The organism is Methylobacterium sp. Leaf456, from assembly GCF_001425465.1.
GTDB lineage: Bacteria > Pseudomonadota > Alphaproteobacteria > Rhizobiales > Beijerinckiaceae > Methylobacterium.
On sequence record NZ_LMQV01000024.1, the window covers coordinates 1 to 16,590 of the forward strand.

Consider the following 16,590-nt stretch of genomic DNA (forward strand, 5'->3'; position numbering starts at 1 on the left):
TATGACGGCAATTCAGCCGCCAATAATAGTGATATATCATAATGCCGCATTATTTTACGCAAATGATTTACAACCGCCGCGCCGTCAAGGTCAGGATGCTCATCACGTCTCTGTCCAAGCACGCAAATGTTGCGACGCGCAACTGCCGGAACAAGTGGCACTTGGAGTGGCACAATCATAAGATTGTAATCGTCTTTGCCCGGAAGGACGACTGGAACTTCTTCAACTCGACCTACATGGACCAGCACGAGTGGACGCTTAGGCGGGACGGCCTTATCCCTCCGCCTTCAAAACCTCTTCCGCTCCCAGGGGCTACGACCGACCAGCAGCACAAGAGTGCCTCTGCTCTGCTCCTGGACCAGATTCGCGCTCAGATTACGCGGGGCTGATGCCGAAGGCCGGGGCACGCCCCGGCCTCTCTAGGCGGTTGCTCTTCTGGCCTCGCTCAGCTTCCATCGCGGCATGCATGCGCTGGACGGTCGAGGCTCCGGCGCCGGTTCGGCGAGCCGTCTCCCGGATGCCGGTGCCCGCGATCAGCAGCGCGCGGATCGCCTCGACCTGTCCCGCTTCCATCGGCGGGCGGCCGAGGCGAGTACCCTTGGCCCTGGTCCGCTCCAAGCCTGCCAGGACCCTGTCGCGGATCATTGCTCTCTCGAACTCGGAGAAGACGGCGATCATGCCAAAGAGCGCCCGGCCGGACGGAGTCGTCGAGTCGAGCGCCTGCGTATGGCAATAGAGGCCGACGCCGCGTGCCTGCACCTCAGCCAGGAAGCCGACGAGGTCCTGGAGCGATCGTCCGAGGCGACAGATCGACCAGACTGCGATGAGGTCGAACTCCCGACGCGCGACCCCACGCAGCAGAGCGTCGAAGCCCGGTCGCCGGTCTCGGCCCTTCGTACCGCTGACGCCCTCGTCTGTGTGGACGGCCACGACCGTCCAGCCCAGCCGCAGGCCGACCTCAGTCAACTGCCGAAGCTGGTTCTCGGTCGTCTGGTTCTTGTCGGTGGAGGTCCTGGCGTAGATCGCAACGCGCGTCATGCACGGGCGTCCAGGCCAAGAGCGTTCAGAAGCGTCGCGCCCTCTACCGTGATCCGGAACCGCGTGAGGCGACCATCTTGAAGCACGGGGGCAAGGTAACCGCGACGCAGGCCCTGCTTGATGATGTCCTTGTCCGGTCGCCCCCAGCCATCTCGGAAGGCGAACTCCACCGGGAACTCGTTCTCTGCGACCGGCTCGACCGCGTGTTGTGCGAGATCACGGTAGGCCGCCAAGGCAGCGCCGTCACGCCGCCCTCGCCATCCTCGATCGCCTTTGCCGCCGCCATCCAACTCCCACCACTCGACCGACGCCGTGTCCTCCCCAGCCGACCGGCTCTCGGTCAGCACGTCGCTGTCGCCAGCGTAGCGGTCCCGAGACAGCGCCAGAGCATGTTGGAGTTCGACGTTGATCCGCATCCTTCGAGGCTGCCACGGATCGCGAGTCCGTCAAGCTTTTCCTGTCCCGGAACCAGATGGTTCTGGACCACCAAAAAACCGGGCCGCCACCGAAGGAAAACCGGCGCCGAAAACGACCAGGATTTTGGGACAGAGGCGACTGACATGGCCTCGCCCCAGAGCCCCAGCTAATGGCGGGTCTCCCTGGGCTGCGGGAGCAGGAGGGGAGCCGAGGGAGGCGTGGGCGCTGTGGGAGGCTCGGGTGGCAGGTCAACGAACCGGTACTCCGTCGTGCTGCGCCCAGGTCGCACTTCAAGCGGAGATCGAGCACCCCGCGCCCTGAGCAGCGAACGTAGGTCCTAAGGAAGCTGCGTTGAAAGACACCGCCCACACCTCCCACAGCTACCTCGCTCGAAACTTTGGTGGCGCTAGGTCCGGCATGCGCCGAGAAAGTTCTGGGTCCACGTAAACAATTTATTGTCTGCCTCCCACATAAACATTGGGTCGAATTTTTCATAATCGAATTGGTTGTCGCCTAGATTGAATATGTCCCCGTCTTCATCAAATACTCCAGGAGTCACAAGGCTATATTTTGTAACTATGCTAGGCGTTATGGCTGGATGAGGCTCTGATCGGCGCGCATTCAATAACTGTGGCCCAAGGCTTAAAATATAGGACATCATTGTGTCGTAGCGATCGGAGTGCTGAATCGGTCCGGCCGCTTGCATTATCGCAAGTGCATTATCAAATATTTGCGCAGAATTAGGCAAACCACTCTTCGCTAGTGCGGAATCAAGCCAGTCATACTCATTGCTGCCAGCCTTCCACACTGATGCATTGGCGCACACAACTGCATACGCAAATGCCGGATTTTCAGTTCTAATAAATCCTCGAAACAATTCCCTCCACGGACTCATGACAGATGGTAGCCGTAGTTTCTTATATTGCTCGGTGGACAGGTTAAGTATGCAATGAGCAATGATTGCCGACAGGCGATAGGTATCGTAAATACATTCAATTTCGGCAAAATATGACAGTAAGTGGGCTGGTGCGCTGTATATTGTCAAATCTTTGTTAAAATAACTTTGTTCAAAATCCCTTTTCAATCGATATTCCTCAACTATAGCCGTTCCATCAGGCAACTGGGCCACATTTTCTTGATTTGTCATCATCTCCGACCAAACAGCATTAACCTCCCACAGTGCGCCTGCAACAACTGGCTGGCGAACCAGCAACTCGTGCGTCTCCTTATCGCGAAATCTTACAAAAAGAATTGGTTTACTATCATCAAGTTTGCCGAGCGAGTCGAATTCACGACCTGCGCTCAATTCCGCGATCCATTTGTCTGCTGCTCTATGCCTCTCGGATGCGCTTTCCAGGACGCGATAATACTTAGGCATCATCAGCCTTCTCGACTCATCATGTAAATCAATAAACTTAAAAAACTTGCGCTCGTCAGTCGGCTGCCTCTTATCACCCAGCAATTTGTGACATTCATAGATTTTCCTTAGATAAGAACGTCCCCGCAATGTGCCTACCATGTCAGCCCAATGGGTGAATTCATGAAACAGTATTGCTGATCTACGACAAAATTCGACGGTAGCCTCGGCGGCGAAAAGGTCTCGAAGATCGCCTGCTGATATTTCCTTGATATGTAGCGTTTGCGACTCGGGAGAAAATTCGCCAAGAATGGATATGTTTGGAAAATATCTTTTCGTTGCTAGAGACTCTCTAATACTAGAATAAATTTTTTTTGTTTCGGTTTCTGACATAATGACCTCGCTTCAAAGCGTTAATGTCGTCGAATGTTGTTCTGTTTTTTTAGTTGAAATCCGGGCCTAAATCGAGCGCCCGATTACCATCCCGATTCGTTGCGCTGTCAGTGCGGCCATCAACATCCAACCTACGGCCAGCCCGACCGCCTGCAACAGCAAACCCACCACGTCGCCGAGGACCAGAGCAGCCGATCCCAATATCTTGAGCGCCGCTTGTGTTCTACCACCCATTGCCTCAGCTAAACGGCGAACTCGGCCAAGCTCACCCGCGTCGCGTACAACGCTGAGCGCTTGAGCAGCACCTCGCTGGCCGATCCGAGATTGAAGCGCGACCACATCATCTCCCATCGTCGAGATTATGCGGATGGCGCCTGGACCAACGGCCCTCGAAGCAGCCTGCTGGGCTGCTGCTAGGTTGAAGGCGCGAGCGGCCACCACCGCTTCCTTCAGAGCCGCCTTGTCCATGGCCACGACCGCCATCCCGCCGAACTTCTCGATCAACTCACGCGACAGCACGCCCGCTCGGCGAGCGGCCTTGAGCAGGCTCAATGCCCGCGTGACAGGGGCCTTGGGAGCGATGCTGCCGCCGCCACTTGGCAAAAGAGACATGACCGTCAGGCCAGTTAGCGCGAGGCCATCCGTCGAGAGGCCGAGGATGACCTTGTCGTAGGGCTCGCCCTGGATAAGCCTGCCGCCTTCCTGCCAAAGATCGCGTAAGTCGCTGATGCCGACGATGTCGGATGTAATTGAACTCGCCATGCTCGTCCATGTGCTGGAGGTCCCTCTCGCCACTCCGTCCAGGAGGCTCCTTCCGGCATCGACCTCAGGTGCTGTAGTGAGAGTTCCGATTCGCGAACGTCGTTCGGCATCGACTTTGACGCCTTGCTCATCGGCGAGGTCGAGGAAGCTGTGGGCGAGATCGCCATCACCGTTGCTCAGCGCCTCGTCGATCTCGGCCGCGATGCTCCTGTGCACAAAATGCTTCTTGAGTGGGTCGCAACAATTATTTGTGCTCAATGCACGTCGGGAGGCTCGACATGACGCACTGGACATGGACTAGATTCAAAAACGTGTTTCGCGAAAGCTTAATGGAAGGAAAAAATGAGGAGAGAAATACGGCAGCACCCCAAATCGAGTATCAAATTGTTGAGGGGCACCAGGAGAAAGAAACGGCAATAATAAAGGCAGAGCAAGAATTAATAAATCCAACCGAGCAAGATATAAAGCAAATTGTAGAAGAATTTAGGTTTTACTGCCGTGTTGATATTTGCAGACGGTTGGCTCACTTCGTCGCTGTAGAGCGCGCTTCAAGCGTCATAGATAGCAATCGAGAATGTGCGATTTTGAGTCAAGTCCCCAACGACATCATATTGTCCGATCATATTGCCGCCGCCATCGAAATTATGAAAACAACAAAACCCGATATGGGCATTAAGCATGCGCTCAAGATTGCTTATGAAGATTGCGAGAGGGAAAAAATGGCTACAAGCCTCAGAAATATTATCGAACCTCACGCACCAACGTTGAGTCTCAAATGGGTTAAGCTTGTAAAGCTTGATGATTATGGAAAATTTGATACAAGAAGATGGGATAGGGAATGCAAGTATTTCATCACGCAAGTCGTCATACCTGAGTCAGATTACTTCTTTGAAAAAGATGATATCGAATGGTATTATGTACACGAAATCATCAACGAGATAGTTGCTGAGCATCGTGCGAGCACAAACGGTGCGAGTGAGGAGGCTAAACGCGTCGAGGAGGCTGAAGATCGAACTGAATTGGACGTTGGTGACACTAAAATACCTCTCACGAGGCCGAAACAAGTCCGTAAAAAGACCACAAGACCTGAGTAAACTGTTACCGGCTCCTCCCGTCGATGCGCGCGAAGAAGCTGGTGCAGATCACGGATGCGTCGGTGCAAGACTGAGGTGTCAAGGCGCGGGGGGGGCGACCCCGCGACGCCTCACGGACGGAGGCGTCTCAACCGGAACCGATCAACAGCGGGTTCAAGTCTTAGCCGTGAACATATCCGCCAACCGTCGCCCTGTCAGTAGCCGGATCGCCCACAAACCTCCAACGCTGCCACCGAACCGAGGTCCATGCTTCGCGCGAAGCTCAGCAAGAACCTCGGCGCGAATGGCCTCACCATGCTCCTCGACGTGCGCTCGCCAGAGAGCCTGCTCGACGGCGTGCTCGTACTCGGCGCGGATGTCGAGGAGCGGCAGTTGGGCTTCACGGCGGAGGGCTTGGCGCTTGAGGATGTTCGAGAAGATCGCTGCCCGGTCGATCAATGACGTCGATATGGCCGATTCATGCATGGCTGTCTTGGGATTCGGTGGCTGGAAGACAAGCATCTTTCGATGAGAGCACAGCTTGTCGATCCCGCAAGTATTTTTGATCGCTCCGGGCGTGTGGTGGCTGACCGGAACCCGTTATTGAACGTTGCCTTACCCGCTTTTCGTCGGGTTTCACAAGGCGAGTTCAAGAGAATGTCGTGAAAACTGATCGCGGAATCGCAAAATGGGTCAGCCGTCGAAGAACTCCTCGTCGAGCGTCTTGATGGTCAACGTCTCCTCCACACGGCATCCGACGCCATGGCGGATCATCAGGCGGGCGAGTTGCTCCCCATCGATCAGCACGATGCGCTTGCTCAGCAGGTCAGCCGTTTCGCGCGCGGATGAGGTGAACGAGGACGTCGTGACGAACAGGCCCTTCGTTGCTTTGAAGCGGTCGAGGCTGCCGAAAAAGTCGCGGATGGCTGAGGCGCCTACGCTGTTGTCGTTCGCGTAACGCTTGGCTTGCACGTAGATGCGGTCGAGCCCGAGCGGGTCCTGGTCGATTACGCCGTCCACGCCGCCGTCGCCCGACCGGCCGACGAGCGCTCGGCCGAGATCGGTGACGGAGCCGCCGTATCCCATCGTGATCAACAAGCGCACGACGAGGCTCTCGAAGAAAGCGGGCGTGCCAGCTACGACGCGCTGGAGCAGATCGCTGGCGAGCGCAGCGTCAAGCTGACGACCGGAGGCGCGCATCACCTCGTCCGGAGCTAGGCTTCCGGCGGCGTCTGCCGCTATGATCGAAACCTCCGCCTCTCCGGCCTGATCGGCTTGCGCCGCCCGAAAGGTCTGGAACTCTGGGAAGCGCGACAGGAACCTGATGTCGATCCGCTCGGGCGGCCTTTTCAGAATGTCCCGCCCGCGATCCGTAATGCGAAAGTGAGCGCGACGCGTGAGTTCGACGAGCCCTGCCTTGCCCAGGTAGCTCTTGGCCCAATGCACTCGGTTGGCGAATGTCGTCTGACGGCCGGACGGCAGCAGGTGCGAACGATCCTCTGCCGTCAGGTTGAACTCATCGGCGAGGCGCTCGACAACGTCGCCGATGCGCACCTCGCCCACTGCGGCCTGCTGTAAGACAGGGAGCATGAGTGTTTGGAAATCAGGGATCGTCATCAGGCCGGAACCGCCTTCGGACGACCGCGCCTTCGACTCTGTGATGTCGTTCCTGCCCTTCCGATTTCGATCCGCTCCAGCAGTACGCTCGCCGGTTCGTCGTTTGGGTCCTGCGGAACAAGCTCGCCCCGGAACGCCTTCGAGAGGACGGCCTGATCAAGGTGGTCAATAAGCTTTCGGGCGCTGGCCGCCTCAGCGGCAAGCCGATCAATCATCGAAAAAGTAGTCTCTATGCGAGCCATGATGCACACAGCCTCTTCGACAGTCGGGAGGGGCACTAACAACGTAGAAAGGTTTGATTTGCTTATGGAAGCGAGATTTGTCGTCTGCTTGCCTTCAGCGAAGAAATGAAATCGCCCAAACTCGTTAGCAAAGTAGGATATGAAGCGCGAAGGGAATTTTTTCTCGTTCAAGCGAACGCGGAATACATGGTTTTGATGAATGCAATTCGAAACTTCTCCAGACCATACCCAGCCACGTCCGAGTTTGTCTCTATCCCCACCCTCATTCATCAAAATATCACCCGGAAGAAGCATCAAGCGATGCGCTTCTTCCAGAGTTACGTCAGTATATTTTATATCATCTACTGCGATCCACCCGCGCTGGACATTCGCGACGCGGAGATAGGGACGCGAAACCAACTTTTGACCAATCGAACGCTTTTTACCGAGCGCGATCCCGCTCTGAATGTCGGCGATGGAGGAAAGTTCCCGCACAGGGAAAGTGTGAACGAATTTTTCGCCATTCCATTGCATGCCGAAAAACTTGGCAAGAACAGCGCGTTTATACTGACTAATCAACTTCGGCACATGATCGAGATGGTCGCGCGCGCGCTTCGACTTCGCCGAAAGGCTGTTGATCTTGGCAACGATGCGGCTTTGTTCGACCAGTGGCGGTACTAAGATCGGGGCCACTGAAAAGCGCCCCTTATTGATTATACGGATGGTGGTGGCAGATGAGTTGGCTTCCATCCAATCTTTTATTGTGAGGCTCCAGTAAAAAAGGAATTTTGTCTCAAAAATCGGAGTCGGGAGAATTGCATTGATCTGCTGATTGCATATCGAATCAACAGAAGTAAGCGCCACTTTTCCAAGATTGCCGATGCATGAAATCAGCAATGTGTTCGGCGGAAGAATACGGCCTGTCTGTGCCTCAATCTCACTAACATACTCTTCTGCCGAAGAGATGCATACTTCCTTATCCAGATCGCCCGGTTTGAAGAAGGGAATCATGTAGCCAGAAAATTTTGCATCTTGCCTGCTGGGGGTTCTGCCTGTCTCAATGCGAGCGACCTTGCCGATCTCGGTAAGCACCCAGCCACTAGGGACCTCGGTCATTCCGCCGCCTCCGGCATGACTACAACTGGCGTTTGATCTTCCTCAAAATCATCTGACAACGCCTCGATGTCGGTCAGAGCCGCCCGCAGGTGCCCGATAATGGCGGCCGCGATGTCCTCAGGCGCTGTTAGTCCCTCCTCCGCGTCGGCCTCTGTGTCGCGGAGCCAAGCGATGTCGAGATTGTCGTTGCGCGCTGCGACTTGTTCGCGCGTAAAGCGTCGGAAGCGACCCGCCTCCCCGAGGTCATTGCGCTCCGCACCGCCGTTCGGGTCATCGCCGTAGCTCGCTTCGAAAGCTGCGAAGTCCGCCACGGCGAGCGGACGTGTTTTGCCAAAGGCGGGCATGTCGGCGCGCAGGTCGTAGACCCACACGACCTTCGTGTTGCCCTTGTCCGTCTGACCCCGCTGGAAGAACAGCACGTTCGTCTTGACGCCCTGCGCGTAGAAGATGCCGGTCGGAAGTCGCAGGATCGTGTGCAAGTCGCACAAGTCCATCAGCCATGTGCGCAGGCGACGGCCGGTATTATCCTCGAACAGGACGTTGTCGGGCACGACTACCGCCGCCCGGCCGCCGGGCTTCAAGGCTCGCACGATGTGCTCGACAAACGCCAACTGCTTGTTCGAGGTCTCGGCCGTGACCGAGAAATCGATGCGCGTCGGCCGACCACCGCCCTTCTTCGTGCCGAACGGCGGGTTCGTTAGGATCAGGTCGGCCTTGCCGAGCGCCTCACCGTCCGGCGAAAGCGTATCCACGTGCCCAACGCCGCCCTCGATCCCGTGCAGCATCAGGTTCATCAGGCAAAGCCGGTGCGTGTCGGTGACGAGTTCGGCACCGCCGTAGGCGCCGTTACGCTGGAAGAACGCCTGCGCCTCGGTGAGTTTGTAATGATCGTCGGTGGCCTGCTTGATGAATTGATCAGCCGCGACCAAGAAGCCCGCCGTGCCAGCCGCCGGGTCCTGGATGACCTCGCCGGGTTTTGGCTTCATCAGGCGCACGATGCAGTCGATGAGCGGGCGCGGCGTAAAGTATTGCCCGGCGCCCGACTTCTTCTCTGCCGCGTTCTTCTCTAAGAGGCCCTCATAGAGGTTACCGAGGCCCTCCTCACGCGCCGAGAACCAGTCGAGCTTGTCGATGTATGTCGTCAGAGTCTTCAAGTTAGTCGGCTTCTTGAGCTTGGACTGCGCGTCCGTGAAGATCGCCAGCACGAGGTGGTCGGCAACGACCTTCGGGTTGCCGAGGTCGAGCAGCATGCGCCGGTAGTGGTCGAGTTGCTCAGTGCCCGCGCGATTCACGAGCGTGTTCCAGCGGTAGCCCGCCGGAAGGCGTTCCTCACGGCCGGTCTCGGTCAGCATCTTGAGGAAGAGCAGGTAGGTCAATTCGGTAACGTACTCGTTGTAGCTCACGCCGTCGTCGCGCAGGACGTGGCAGAGCGACCAGAGCTTGGCGACGATGTCGCGCGTGGTGGGTGTTGCCGTTTCCATCAGCCCGCCTGCTTCCAGAGTTCCTCGTTGACATCCGCGAGCAGCGCCTCGACCCGGCCGTTGAAGACCTTGTTGAAACGGTTGAAGCCGCCGTCCTTCGCGAAGGGCTCGTGGTCGAGCGCCTCTCGATCGACGACCAGTTCCTTGGCGACCTGATCGCCGATGCGCTTTAGCCATTGCTTCTGCGGGTCGGTCCAGGTCTGCCGCCCCATGATCCTGCGCATCGCCGCCGCCACCCGCTCGGTGTAGGGCACGAGTGGGTCGCCAAGCGCTGCCTGTCGAACGAAACCGATGATCGAAGCGGCGATCTCCTCGTTTCTCGCGTCGCTCCAGGCTCGCTTCAGGTTGGCTTCCGAGAAGCCGCGCTTGTCAAGTTCGAGGCGAAGCTCGCGTAGCTGGGCGCGGGTGAGGTCGCGCGGGCGCTGTACGACGATCTTGAGCGCCGCGATCGTGTTCACATTCTCGTTTACGAAGTTTTTGAACCCGTCGAGAAAGTCCTGGGGCTTTTCGGCCGCGCCGTAGCCGCGCGTGACGGCGACGACTTCGTCGGCGTGGTGCGAGATTGGGATGAGACGCGGCGTGCCGTCGTCCGAGCGCCAGTCGAGGATCGGCCCGATGGCCCGATGCGCTTGCGCCCAAGTGACAAGTTCTTCGCCCGGCGCCGAATGCAGACGGCCAAGTGCGGCCTCAGGCGTCTCCATTGCCACCGCCTCGAAGCGCGAGCGCGCTTCGCCCGGCAGGCGTCTGAGATGCCACCTCAGCTTGACCAGCAACTGCGCCCGTGCGGTCTCGCGCTGCGCTTCGCTTTCGGCGTCGGCGAGTTCGTTGACAAGTTGCTCGAAGCGGATGGTCGGGTTGACCACAACCGGCTTCATTGCGGTGAGCTTCTGGAGGTGCGGGTAGAGGTCCACCGCGTCGAAGATGCGGAACACATCCTTGCCGATGTCGCGGCAGAGACGCGTCGCACGGCCGATCATCTGCTCGTAGAGGATGCGGCTATTTACGCGTCGCAGGAAGACGAGGTTGACGATCGAGGGCACGTCGATGCCGGTGGTGAGCAGATCGACGGTCACCGCGATCTTGGGGTTGGCGTCGTTGCGGAACGAGCGGATCAGATCGCCGACCTTGTCCACGCTGCCGGTGATCTTCTTCACCGCCGCGTCGTCGATGCCGCCGTACTCGGCCGCAAATGCCTTCTTTACCTGATCGACGACGATGTCGGCGTGGGCGTCGGTCGCGGCGAAGATTAAGGTCTTGCCGGGAAAGGCCGGGTCGATGTGACGGGCGAGTTCCTCTGTCACGACCCGGTTGAACTCCTGCGTGACAACCGCTTTGTTGAACCGCTCGACCTCGAAGTTCAGCGCGTCGGGCGCGTGGGCGAGATCGATCTCGCCGGTCAGCGTGTTGAGCATCTCCAACTGGTCGGACTTGCCGAAGACGATGCCGGAGCGCGCGAGCGCGGTCTCGATCCGGATCGGCGGCTCGTGGTCGGTCAGGACGCCGTCGATCACGGCCTCACGATACGAGTAGGTGTAGATCGGCTCGCCGAAGATATCGGTGGTGTGTAGCGCGGGCGTGGCGGTGAGGCCGATCTTCACGGCATCGAAGTGGTCGAGCACGCGCCGGTACTTCGAAATGTAGTCGTCTTGGTCGCGGAAGCTTAACTCGGCGTCAGAGAGTTCGCGGTCAAGAAGATAGCCTCGGTGGCATTCGTCCACCACGAGGAGATCGTACTGGTCGATTCCCGGCGCCTGCTCCGGGGCGGGCGCCATCAGGACGCGCTTGACCAGTCCCTGGATCGTGCAGACGTGCAGCTTTGTGTCGGCGTCGGGCGTGATATCCTTGAGCCCTTTCAGGCCGAAGATGTCGGCGAAGGTCCGGCCCGAGATCACCTTGGTCGTCGAGAACTCGCCCTCGGTCTGCGTACCGAGCGCGGAGCGGTCAACGACGAAGCAGACGCGTCTGAAGCGCTTGGCCGAGAGCAGGCGGTAGAGCAGCGCTATCGCGGTCTTCGTCTTGCCGGTGCCGGTTGCCATGGCGACGAGCATGGCGCGGCGGCCAGCCTCCAGATTCTGCTCGATCGCCGTGATAGCTTCACGCTGGTGACCCCATAGCGAGAAGCCGAATTCCATCGGCAAGGTCTTCAGCGCTTGGGCGGCTGCGCCCGCATCGATCGCCAGCCTGCCGAGAAGCCCTTCCGGTGTCGGCCAGTCCACGAGCGCGCGGCGCAGGTTCGTCGAATTTCGCACGTCGCGGAACCACACTCCGCTCTCAGTTTCGATCTGCTTGAGGTAGACGCGGCCGTTCGCGGCAAAGACGAAGGGCACGGCGTAAGCGTGTTGCCCGCCCAACCACGGCGCGCCCTCGGCGAGAGCGCCGCCCTCAACCGACACAATGCCGCGCGCGTAGCGCTCGGCCTGATCGATTGCCGAGGAGACGTTCTTGCGCTTGCGCTTTGCCTCGACGACGCCGACTAGGGTGGTGCCGACGAACAGGGCATAGTCGGCAGGGCCGCTTTTAGTCGGCCACTCGGCGATGGCGAGGTTGCGACCCTTGGCCGGTCGCGCACCCTCGCTGAAGCGCAGCGAGCGGGTGTCCGCCTCCCAGCCATTGTCCTGTAGTTGCCGGTCGATCAGGGCACGGGTGTCAGCCTCGTCGAGGTCGATGTGCTTGGCGGCCTCCTCGGCACGCGTGATCAGCTTGAGGGTCTCGGCCTTGGGCGCCTGCACCGCTTCGGCCTGGAGCGCGGCGAGCCTCGCGGCCATCTCAGCCTTCGCCGCCTCGCTCTCCTGCGCGAGAGTTTCCCAAAGCACGCGCTCCTCCGCCTCTCGGGACAGGCGCTCCTTCAAGTTTTCGCGGTCGCGCGCTTCCTGCTCGGCCAAACTCTTGGCAGCTTCGACCGCACCTTCGGTTTCGGCGAGGCGTAGGCGTAGCGCCGCGATCTCGTCACGCAAGAGGGCCGTGGCATCGACCGGCGGCGCAGGCGGCACAAAGGAGCCGGGCCTGAAGTCCGGGCGGTTACCGTAGGTGCGGTGGAACCAGATCGCGATCTGCCGGGCGACCTTCAGGGCCGACAGCGCATCGGCGTGCGTGCCCCTGGCCTCGTGCGCGGCGTCGTTGCCGAGCTTGCGCAGCACGTGGAACAAATCGGCCGTTTCGCGCGGCAGGATGCGCTCGTATGACAGGCGCGAGAGTAGCGCCTCGAACGTGTCGCGGCGATCAGGATTGTAGACCCCCTGACGGGCTGCAACCTCCTTGGTCAGCAGTTCAGCGAACTGGCGCAGCTTGAACAGCGCCGTGGAGGGGTCGGTGCGGAAGTAACTCTCGGCGAGCGCCGGAAGCGCCACGAACGTAACGCCATAGTCCTCCAAGAAGCCGAAGTTCGCGTTGGTTGTCCCCATACCCCGGCGCCTTCGGCCTCGTTATCGCGACCGTAGTCAATGTGATCGTGGGCGACAATCAGAACGCGACCTCCGCGTGCGATCGGAGGCGTGCTGTGACCCAGCCGCCGCATGCGGCATTAACCTCAGCAATCATCCGCATCAGCACGCCGTAGCGGTTTTGCTTGCGCGTTTTGCGAAGCATGAGACCCTGCTCCTTCAGTGATTGCGGAAGGATTGCGCTTGGCTCATTACGATGATGGATTGATATCGACTGCTTGTTGCGGAGCGGTTGCCTGATGCCCACACGCAACGAGCCGCAGGATCGGGAGCATCAGCTTCTGAGGGAGCGGGAACAGACCCCATATCCGATTACCGGCTGGCCGCTGACGTATCTCTCTTGGCTCGACCGTGAGGGCGCGCGCGGCCTCATCGCCGACCTGACGGTGGCTGGGCCACTTCGACGGCAGGCCGCATTCGTTACGGCTGCCTGTCTGCCCCCCGATGAAACTGCAGCATTTCTGGAGCGCCTCAACATCACCGAGAGAGGCGCGAAGGGGGTGGGCGCCGCGTTGAGCAGGCGCCGTACCAAAGACATCGTCGCCGCAACGTTCGGCGTGGCTCCCTCCGAGGTCCCCACTGGCTTCCTGCGCGCCCTCGCCCGGATCGAGGAGTTCGGATCGAACGGGCCGGGGCTCGATCCCTTCAAGGAGCCGGACATCTACACCGTCCTTTTCCGCATTTTCACGAATGAGCGCCACAGTCGCAAAGCCGCCGCGCTGAGGTACTGCGGGGCGTTGAAGTCGGGCACGATTCGCGCCGCCCAAGGTCTCGACCCTCTCCTCCTCCACCCCGACGTCCTCAAGGCTACAGTCGCGCCGAAGCAGATCACGGCGGCGAACGCGCTCCTCGGCCTTATCCGCTCGTGCTCCTCGACCATGACGGATGAGGAGATCACCCTCACGTTGCGCAGATCGCTCGGCGGCTCCCGCTGCATCGACACCTTCGCTCACAAGGCGCTGGAGCGGGCAGATCGCCTCTCCGCGCCGTTCATGGGCGCCGAGGGCCTGCGACCGCTCGCTACGGCAGATGACCTGCGGGCGTTCGGAAAACGGATGGGCAACTGCGCAGGCGACAAGGTCGCCGAGTGTGCACTTGGAATGCTCGCCATCTACGATGTGGTGCATCGCGCTGCGGATGGGACGGACCACGCCCTTGCAGTCTCTTTGACGCCCATAACGGATGGGCGGTGGGCGGTGTCGGACATCAAGCTCGCCAAAAACAAGCATCCACGGGCGGACGTGCAGCGCGGGGTTCTGAGGCGCTTCCAGGACTTGGGAGCCCTGGTTGTCGGCCCGTCGCTGACGGGACCGTACCGGAGCGACCTGAGCGAACTTCTCGGCGTTTATCGTTGGGGCAATACCCTGGATGGGTGCTTCCACGATCTGGGGCAGGCTGACGCCGACGCGGTTGCTGAGCTTGAAAACGCCTTGAATGAGGTTGCCTGATGGATGTGCCAGCCATCTACGACACCTCTCCTGCCGAGGAGGTGCTGCGTGATCGTAGCGGGGTGATCGTCGGTAGGATCGAGCGCCATGGGCTGACCGGCCTCGTCATCGCCCGCAACGCTCAGGGTGTTATCGTCGGCCGCTACAGCGCACGCGAGGGTCTGACACGAGACGCGTTCGGTCGCATCATTGCGCGAGGCGACGTCCTGTCGGGGCTGCTCTTTCGCCCATGATCATCGAAATCGACGAACTTGATCTCGGCCGGTACAGCCCTTCGCAGCTTGCCGCCGTTCGGCCGGACATGGTGCGGCTCGCCAGCCTCATGCGGCGCAACCTAAGCCAGCTAGATGGCATCCTCGGCATTGAACCTGATCGCCACGGCTTGGCCCGCGAGAACGAAAGCCTACGCCGCCACCTTCACGAGGCGCACGCGCTGGCCGACGCTCTCCGCGAAGACCTCAACCATTCCCTAATTCGAATTGCAGACCTCGAACGGCGGCTCGCGGAAATCGAGAATGATGAGCAGGACGCGCTCTACGCATTGGTTGGCTTAACCGTCACCGCGCACCAGGTGGTCGTTAGTGCCGCTCGGCGTGCGCTGCTCCAACACCACCATCCGGATCGCTGGCCGATTGAGAAGAAAGCTCAGGCGACAACGCGATTTGCGGCAGCCAGCGCCACGTTTGACCGGATCGCGGAGCATCGCCGATGATTGAGGCCCTGGTGCTGGTTGCCATTATCTAGGTCTGCCGCCGACCCGTAGTGTGGCTGCTGCTGCGGACGGCCGCGTTCGCGGGCCGGATTCAATCTGGGCTGGAAGCTGATGGGTCGGCGCTGACACGACGTTCTCCGCGCAAGCAGCCGAGCGGCAGTTCACCGCCTGCTCTCTCATCGACGCGGCAAACCGCTATATGGATCGTGTCGTAGGAGCCGGGCCGGTGCCATGAACCAGAGGGTGCGGTCGCAGCAGGTCGATCGCGGGATGCCCATTGAGACGCTGGCCGGGACGGTTGAGCGCGTAACCTTCCACAACTCCGAGAGCGGCTTTTGCGTCCTGAAGGTCCACGCGCGCGGTAAGCGCGATCTCGTGCCGGTGATCGGGCATGCGCCTGCCATCGGCGCAGGCGAATGGATCACGGCTACAGGCATCTGGTTCACCGACCGTCAGCACGGCCTCCAGTTCAAGGCTGACACGCTCAAGGTCACGCCGCCAACCGGCGTGGACGGTATCGAGAAGTACCTCGCCTCCGGCTACATGCGCGGCATCGGTCCAGCCATGGCGAAACGCATCGTGGCCCTGTTCGGTGAGGCGACCTTCGACATCATCGAGGCCGAGCCAGACCGATTGAAAGAAGTCGAGGGCATCGGGCCGAAGCGGGCTGAGCGCATCGTGGCAGGCTGGGCCGAACAGAAGGCGGTCCGCGAGATCATGCTGTTCCTGCACGCGCACGGCGTCGGAACGGCGCGAGCCGTGCGCATCTTCAAGACCTACGGCTACGAAGCCATCAAGGTGATGACCGAGGACCCCTACCGGCTGGCGCGCGACATCCGGGGCATCGGTTTCCGCACGGCCGATGCTATTGCGATGAGGCTTGGGCTGACGAAGGAGGCACCACAGCGGCTACGCGCGGGGGTTTCCTTCGCCCTTCAGACTGCGATGGATGAGGGGCACTGCGGTCTTCCAGTCGAGCGGTTGGCCGCGCTCGCGCAGAAGCTCTTAGAGGTCGAGCCTGCGCTCATCAGAGCAGCTATGGCCGAGGAGTTGTCGCGCGGAGAGGATGTGGTCGCCGACACGGTTGGTGGGGAAGCCTGTATCTTCCTCAGAGGCTTGCACGGATCGGAGCGGTCCATTGCCGAGGCTCTTCTCGATCGCGCCTCAGGTCCACCGCCCTGGCCCGCTATCGACCTCGACAAGGCACGGCCATGGGTCGAGCAGAAGACCGGCAAGACGCTCTCGCCGTCCCAGGCAGAGGCGATCCACCTGCTCCTCGGCGCGAAGCTCGCGGTGATGACCGGTGGCCCCGGCGTGGGCAAAACCAGCACGCTCGACTCGTACCTGCGCATCCTCACCGCCAAGGGCGTGCGGGTGCTGCTGGCGGCGCCGACTGGCCGGGCCGCGAAGCGGATGACATCCTGACCTTGACGGCGCGGCGGTTGTAAATCATTTGCGTAAAATAATGCGGCATTATGATATATCACTATTATTGGCGGCTGAATTGCCGTCATA

The 16,590-nt window shown here is 60.0% G+C and carries 14 protein-coding genes and 1 pseudogene; 6 read left to right on the top strand and 9 right to left on the bottom strand.

What is annotated here, in order from left to right:
- The 5 genes from ASG52_RS28060 to ASG52_RS15240 all read right to left on the bottom strand — a co-directional run.
- On the bottom strand, positions 1-248 hold a 248-nt coding region (locus tag ASG52_RS28060; protein ID WP_210170413.1), incomplete at its 3' end, for a hypothetical protein.
- Positions 249-375: 127 nt separating this feature from the next.
- Positions 376-1,038: a recombinase family protein gene (locus tag ASG52_RS15230; RefSeq protein WP_056244778.1), complete on the bottom strand. Its 663-nt coding sequence runs from the start codon at positions 1,036-1,038 to the stop codon at positions 376-378.
- Positions 1,035-1,454 carry a hypothetical protein gene (locus tag ASG52_RS15235; protein ID WP_056244781.1) on the bottom strand — a complete coding sequence of 140 codons (420 nt, stop codon included), beginning with the start codon at positions 1,452-1,454 and terminating at the stop codon, positions 1,035-1,037. Before ASG52_RS15235 ends, ASG52_RS15230 begins: the two co-directional genes overlap by 4 nt.
- 407 nt (positions 1,455-1,861) lie before the next feature.
- Complete coding sequence (locus ASG52_RS27260; RefSeq protein WP_156383982.1) at positions 1,862-3,205, bottom strand: hypothetical protein; 1,344 nt, start codon at positions 3,203-3,205, stop codon at positions 1,862-1,864.
- Positions 3,206-3,271: 66 nt separating this feature from the next.
- Positions 3,272-4,183 carry a hypothetical protein gene (locus tag ASG52_RS15240; RefSeq protein ID WP_056244783.1) on the bottom strand — a complete coding sequence of 304 codons (912 nt, stop codon included), beginning with the start codon at positions 4,181-4,183 and terminating at the stop codon, positions 3,272-3,274.
- Between the two features lie 62 nt (positions 4,184-4,245).
- Between ASG52_RS15240 and ASG52_RS27265 the strand changes: the two genes are divergently transcribed.
- Positions 4,246-5,061 carry a hypothetical protein gene (locus ASG52_RS27265; RefSeq protein ID WP_156383983.1) on the top strand — a complete coding sequence of 272 codons (816 nt, stop codon included), beginning with the start codon at positions 4,246-4,248 and terminating at the stop codon, positions 5,059-5,061.
- A gap of 246 nt (positions 5,062-5,307) precedes the next feature.
- Positions 5,308-5,502: a hypothetical protein gene (locus ASG52_RS15245; RefSeq protein ID WP_056244786.1), complete on the top strand. Its 195-nt coding sequence runs from the start codon at positions 5,308-5,310 to the stop codon at positions 5,500-5,502.
- Between the two features lie 231 nt (positions 5,503-5,733).
- On the opposite strand, the gene ASG52_RS15250 is transcribed toward ASG52_RS15245, so the two are convergent.
- The 4 genes from ASG52_RS15250 to hsdR are packed head-to-tail and all read right to left on the bottom strand — an operon-like array spanning position 5,734 to position 12,876.
- Positions 5,734-6,657 (bottom strand): restriction endonuclease, encoded by a 924-nt coding sequence (locus ASG52_RS15250; RefSeq protein ID WP_056244787.1) that lies wholly within the window; start codon positions 6,655-6,657, stop codon positions 5,734-5,736.
- On the bottom strand, positions 6,657-7,994 hold the full coding sequence (locus ASG52_RS26450; RefSeq protein WP_082552585.1) for a restriction endonuclease subunit S: 1,338 nt from the start codon (positions 7,992-7,994) through the stop codon (positions 6,657-6,659). The genes ASG52_RS15250 and ASG52_RS26450 overlap by 1 nt, the downstream gene beginning before the upstream one ends.
- A complete protein-coding gene (locus ASG52_RS15260; protein ID WP_056244792.1) occupies positions 7,991-9,475 on the bottom strand; it encodes a class I SAM-dependent DNA methyltransferase in 1,485 nt (494 codons plus the stop codon). Before ASG52_RS15260 ends, ASG52_RS26450 begins: the two co-directional genes overlap by 4 nt.
- Positions 9,475-12,876 (bottom strand): type I restriction-modification system endonuclease, encoded by a 3,402-nt coding sequence (gene hsdR / locus ASG52_RS15265; RefSeq protein WP_056244795.1) that lies wholly within the window; start codon positions 12,874-12,876, stop codon positions 9,475-9,477. Before hsdR ends, ASG52_RS15260 begins: the two co-directional genes overlap by 1 nt.
- Before the next feature lie 278 nt (positions 12,877-13,154).
- On the opposite strand from hsdR, the gene ASG52_RS15270 reads away from it, so the two are divergent.
- The 4 genes and pseudogenes from ASG52_RS15270 to ASG52_RS15285 form a co-directional block, all read left to right on the top strand.
- On the top strand, positions 13,155-14,363 hold the full coding sequence (locus ASG52_RS15270; protein WP_056244798.1) for a hypothetical protein: 1,209 nt from the start codon (positions 13,155-13,157) through the stop codon (positions 14,361-14,363).
- Entirely contained in the window at positions 14,363-14,596 is a 234-nt protein-coding gene (locus tag ASG52_RS15275; RefSeq protein WP_056244800.1) for a hypothetical protein, read from the top strand. Before ASG52_RS15270 ends, ASG52_RS15275 begins: the two co-directional genes overlap by 1 nt.
- A complete protein-coding gene (locus ASG52_RS15280; RefSeq protein WP_056244802.1) occupies positions 14,593-15,075 on the top strand; it encodes a hypothetical protein in 483 nt (160 codons plus the stop codon). Before ASG52_RS15275 ends, ASG52_RS15280 begins: the two co-directional genes overlap by 4 nt.
- Before the next feature lie 231 nt (positions 15,076-15,306).
- Positions 15,307-16,491, top strand: a pseudogene (locus ASG52_RS15285) (helix-hairpin-helix domain-containing protein); the annotation flags it as partial.
- Positions 16,492-16,590 lie beyond the last annotated feature (99 nt).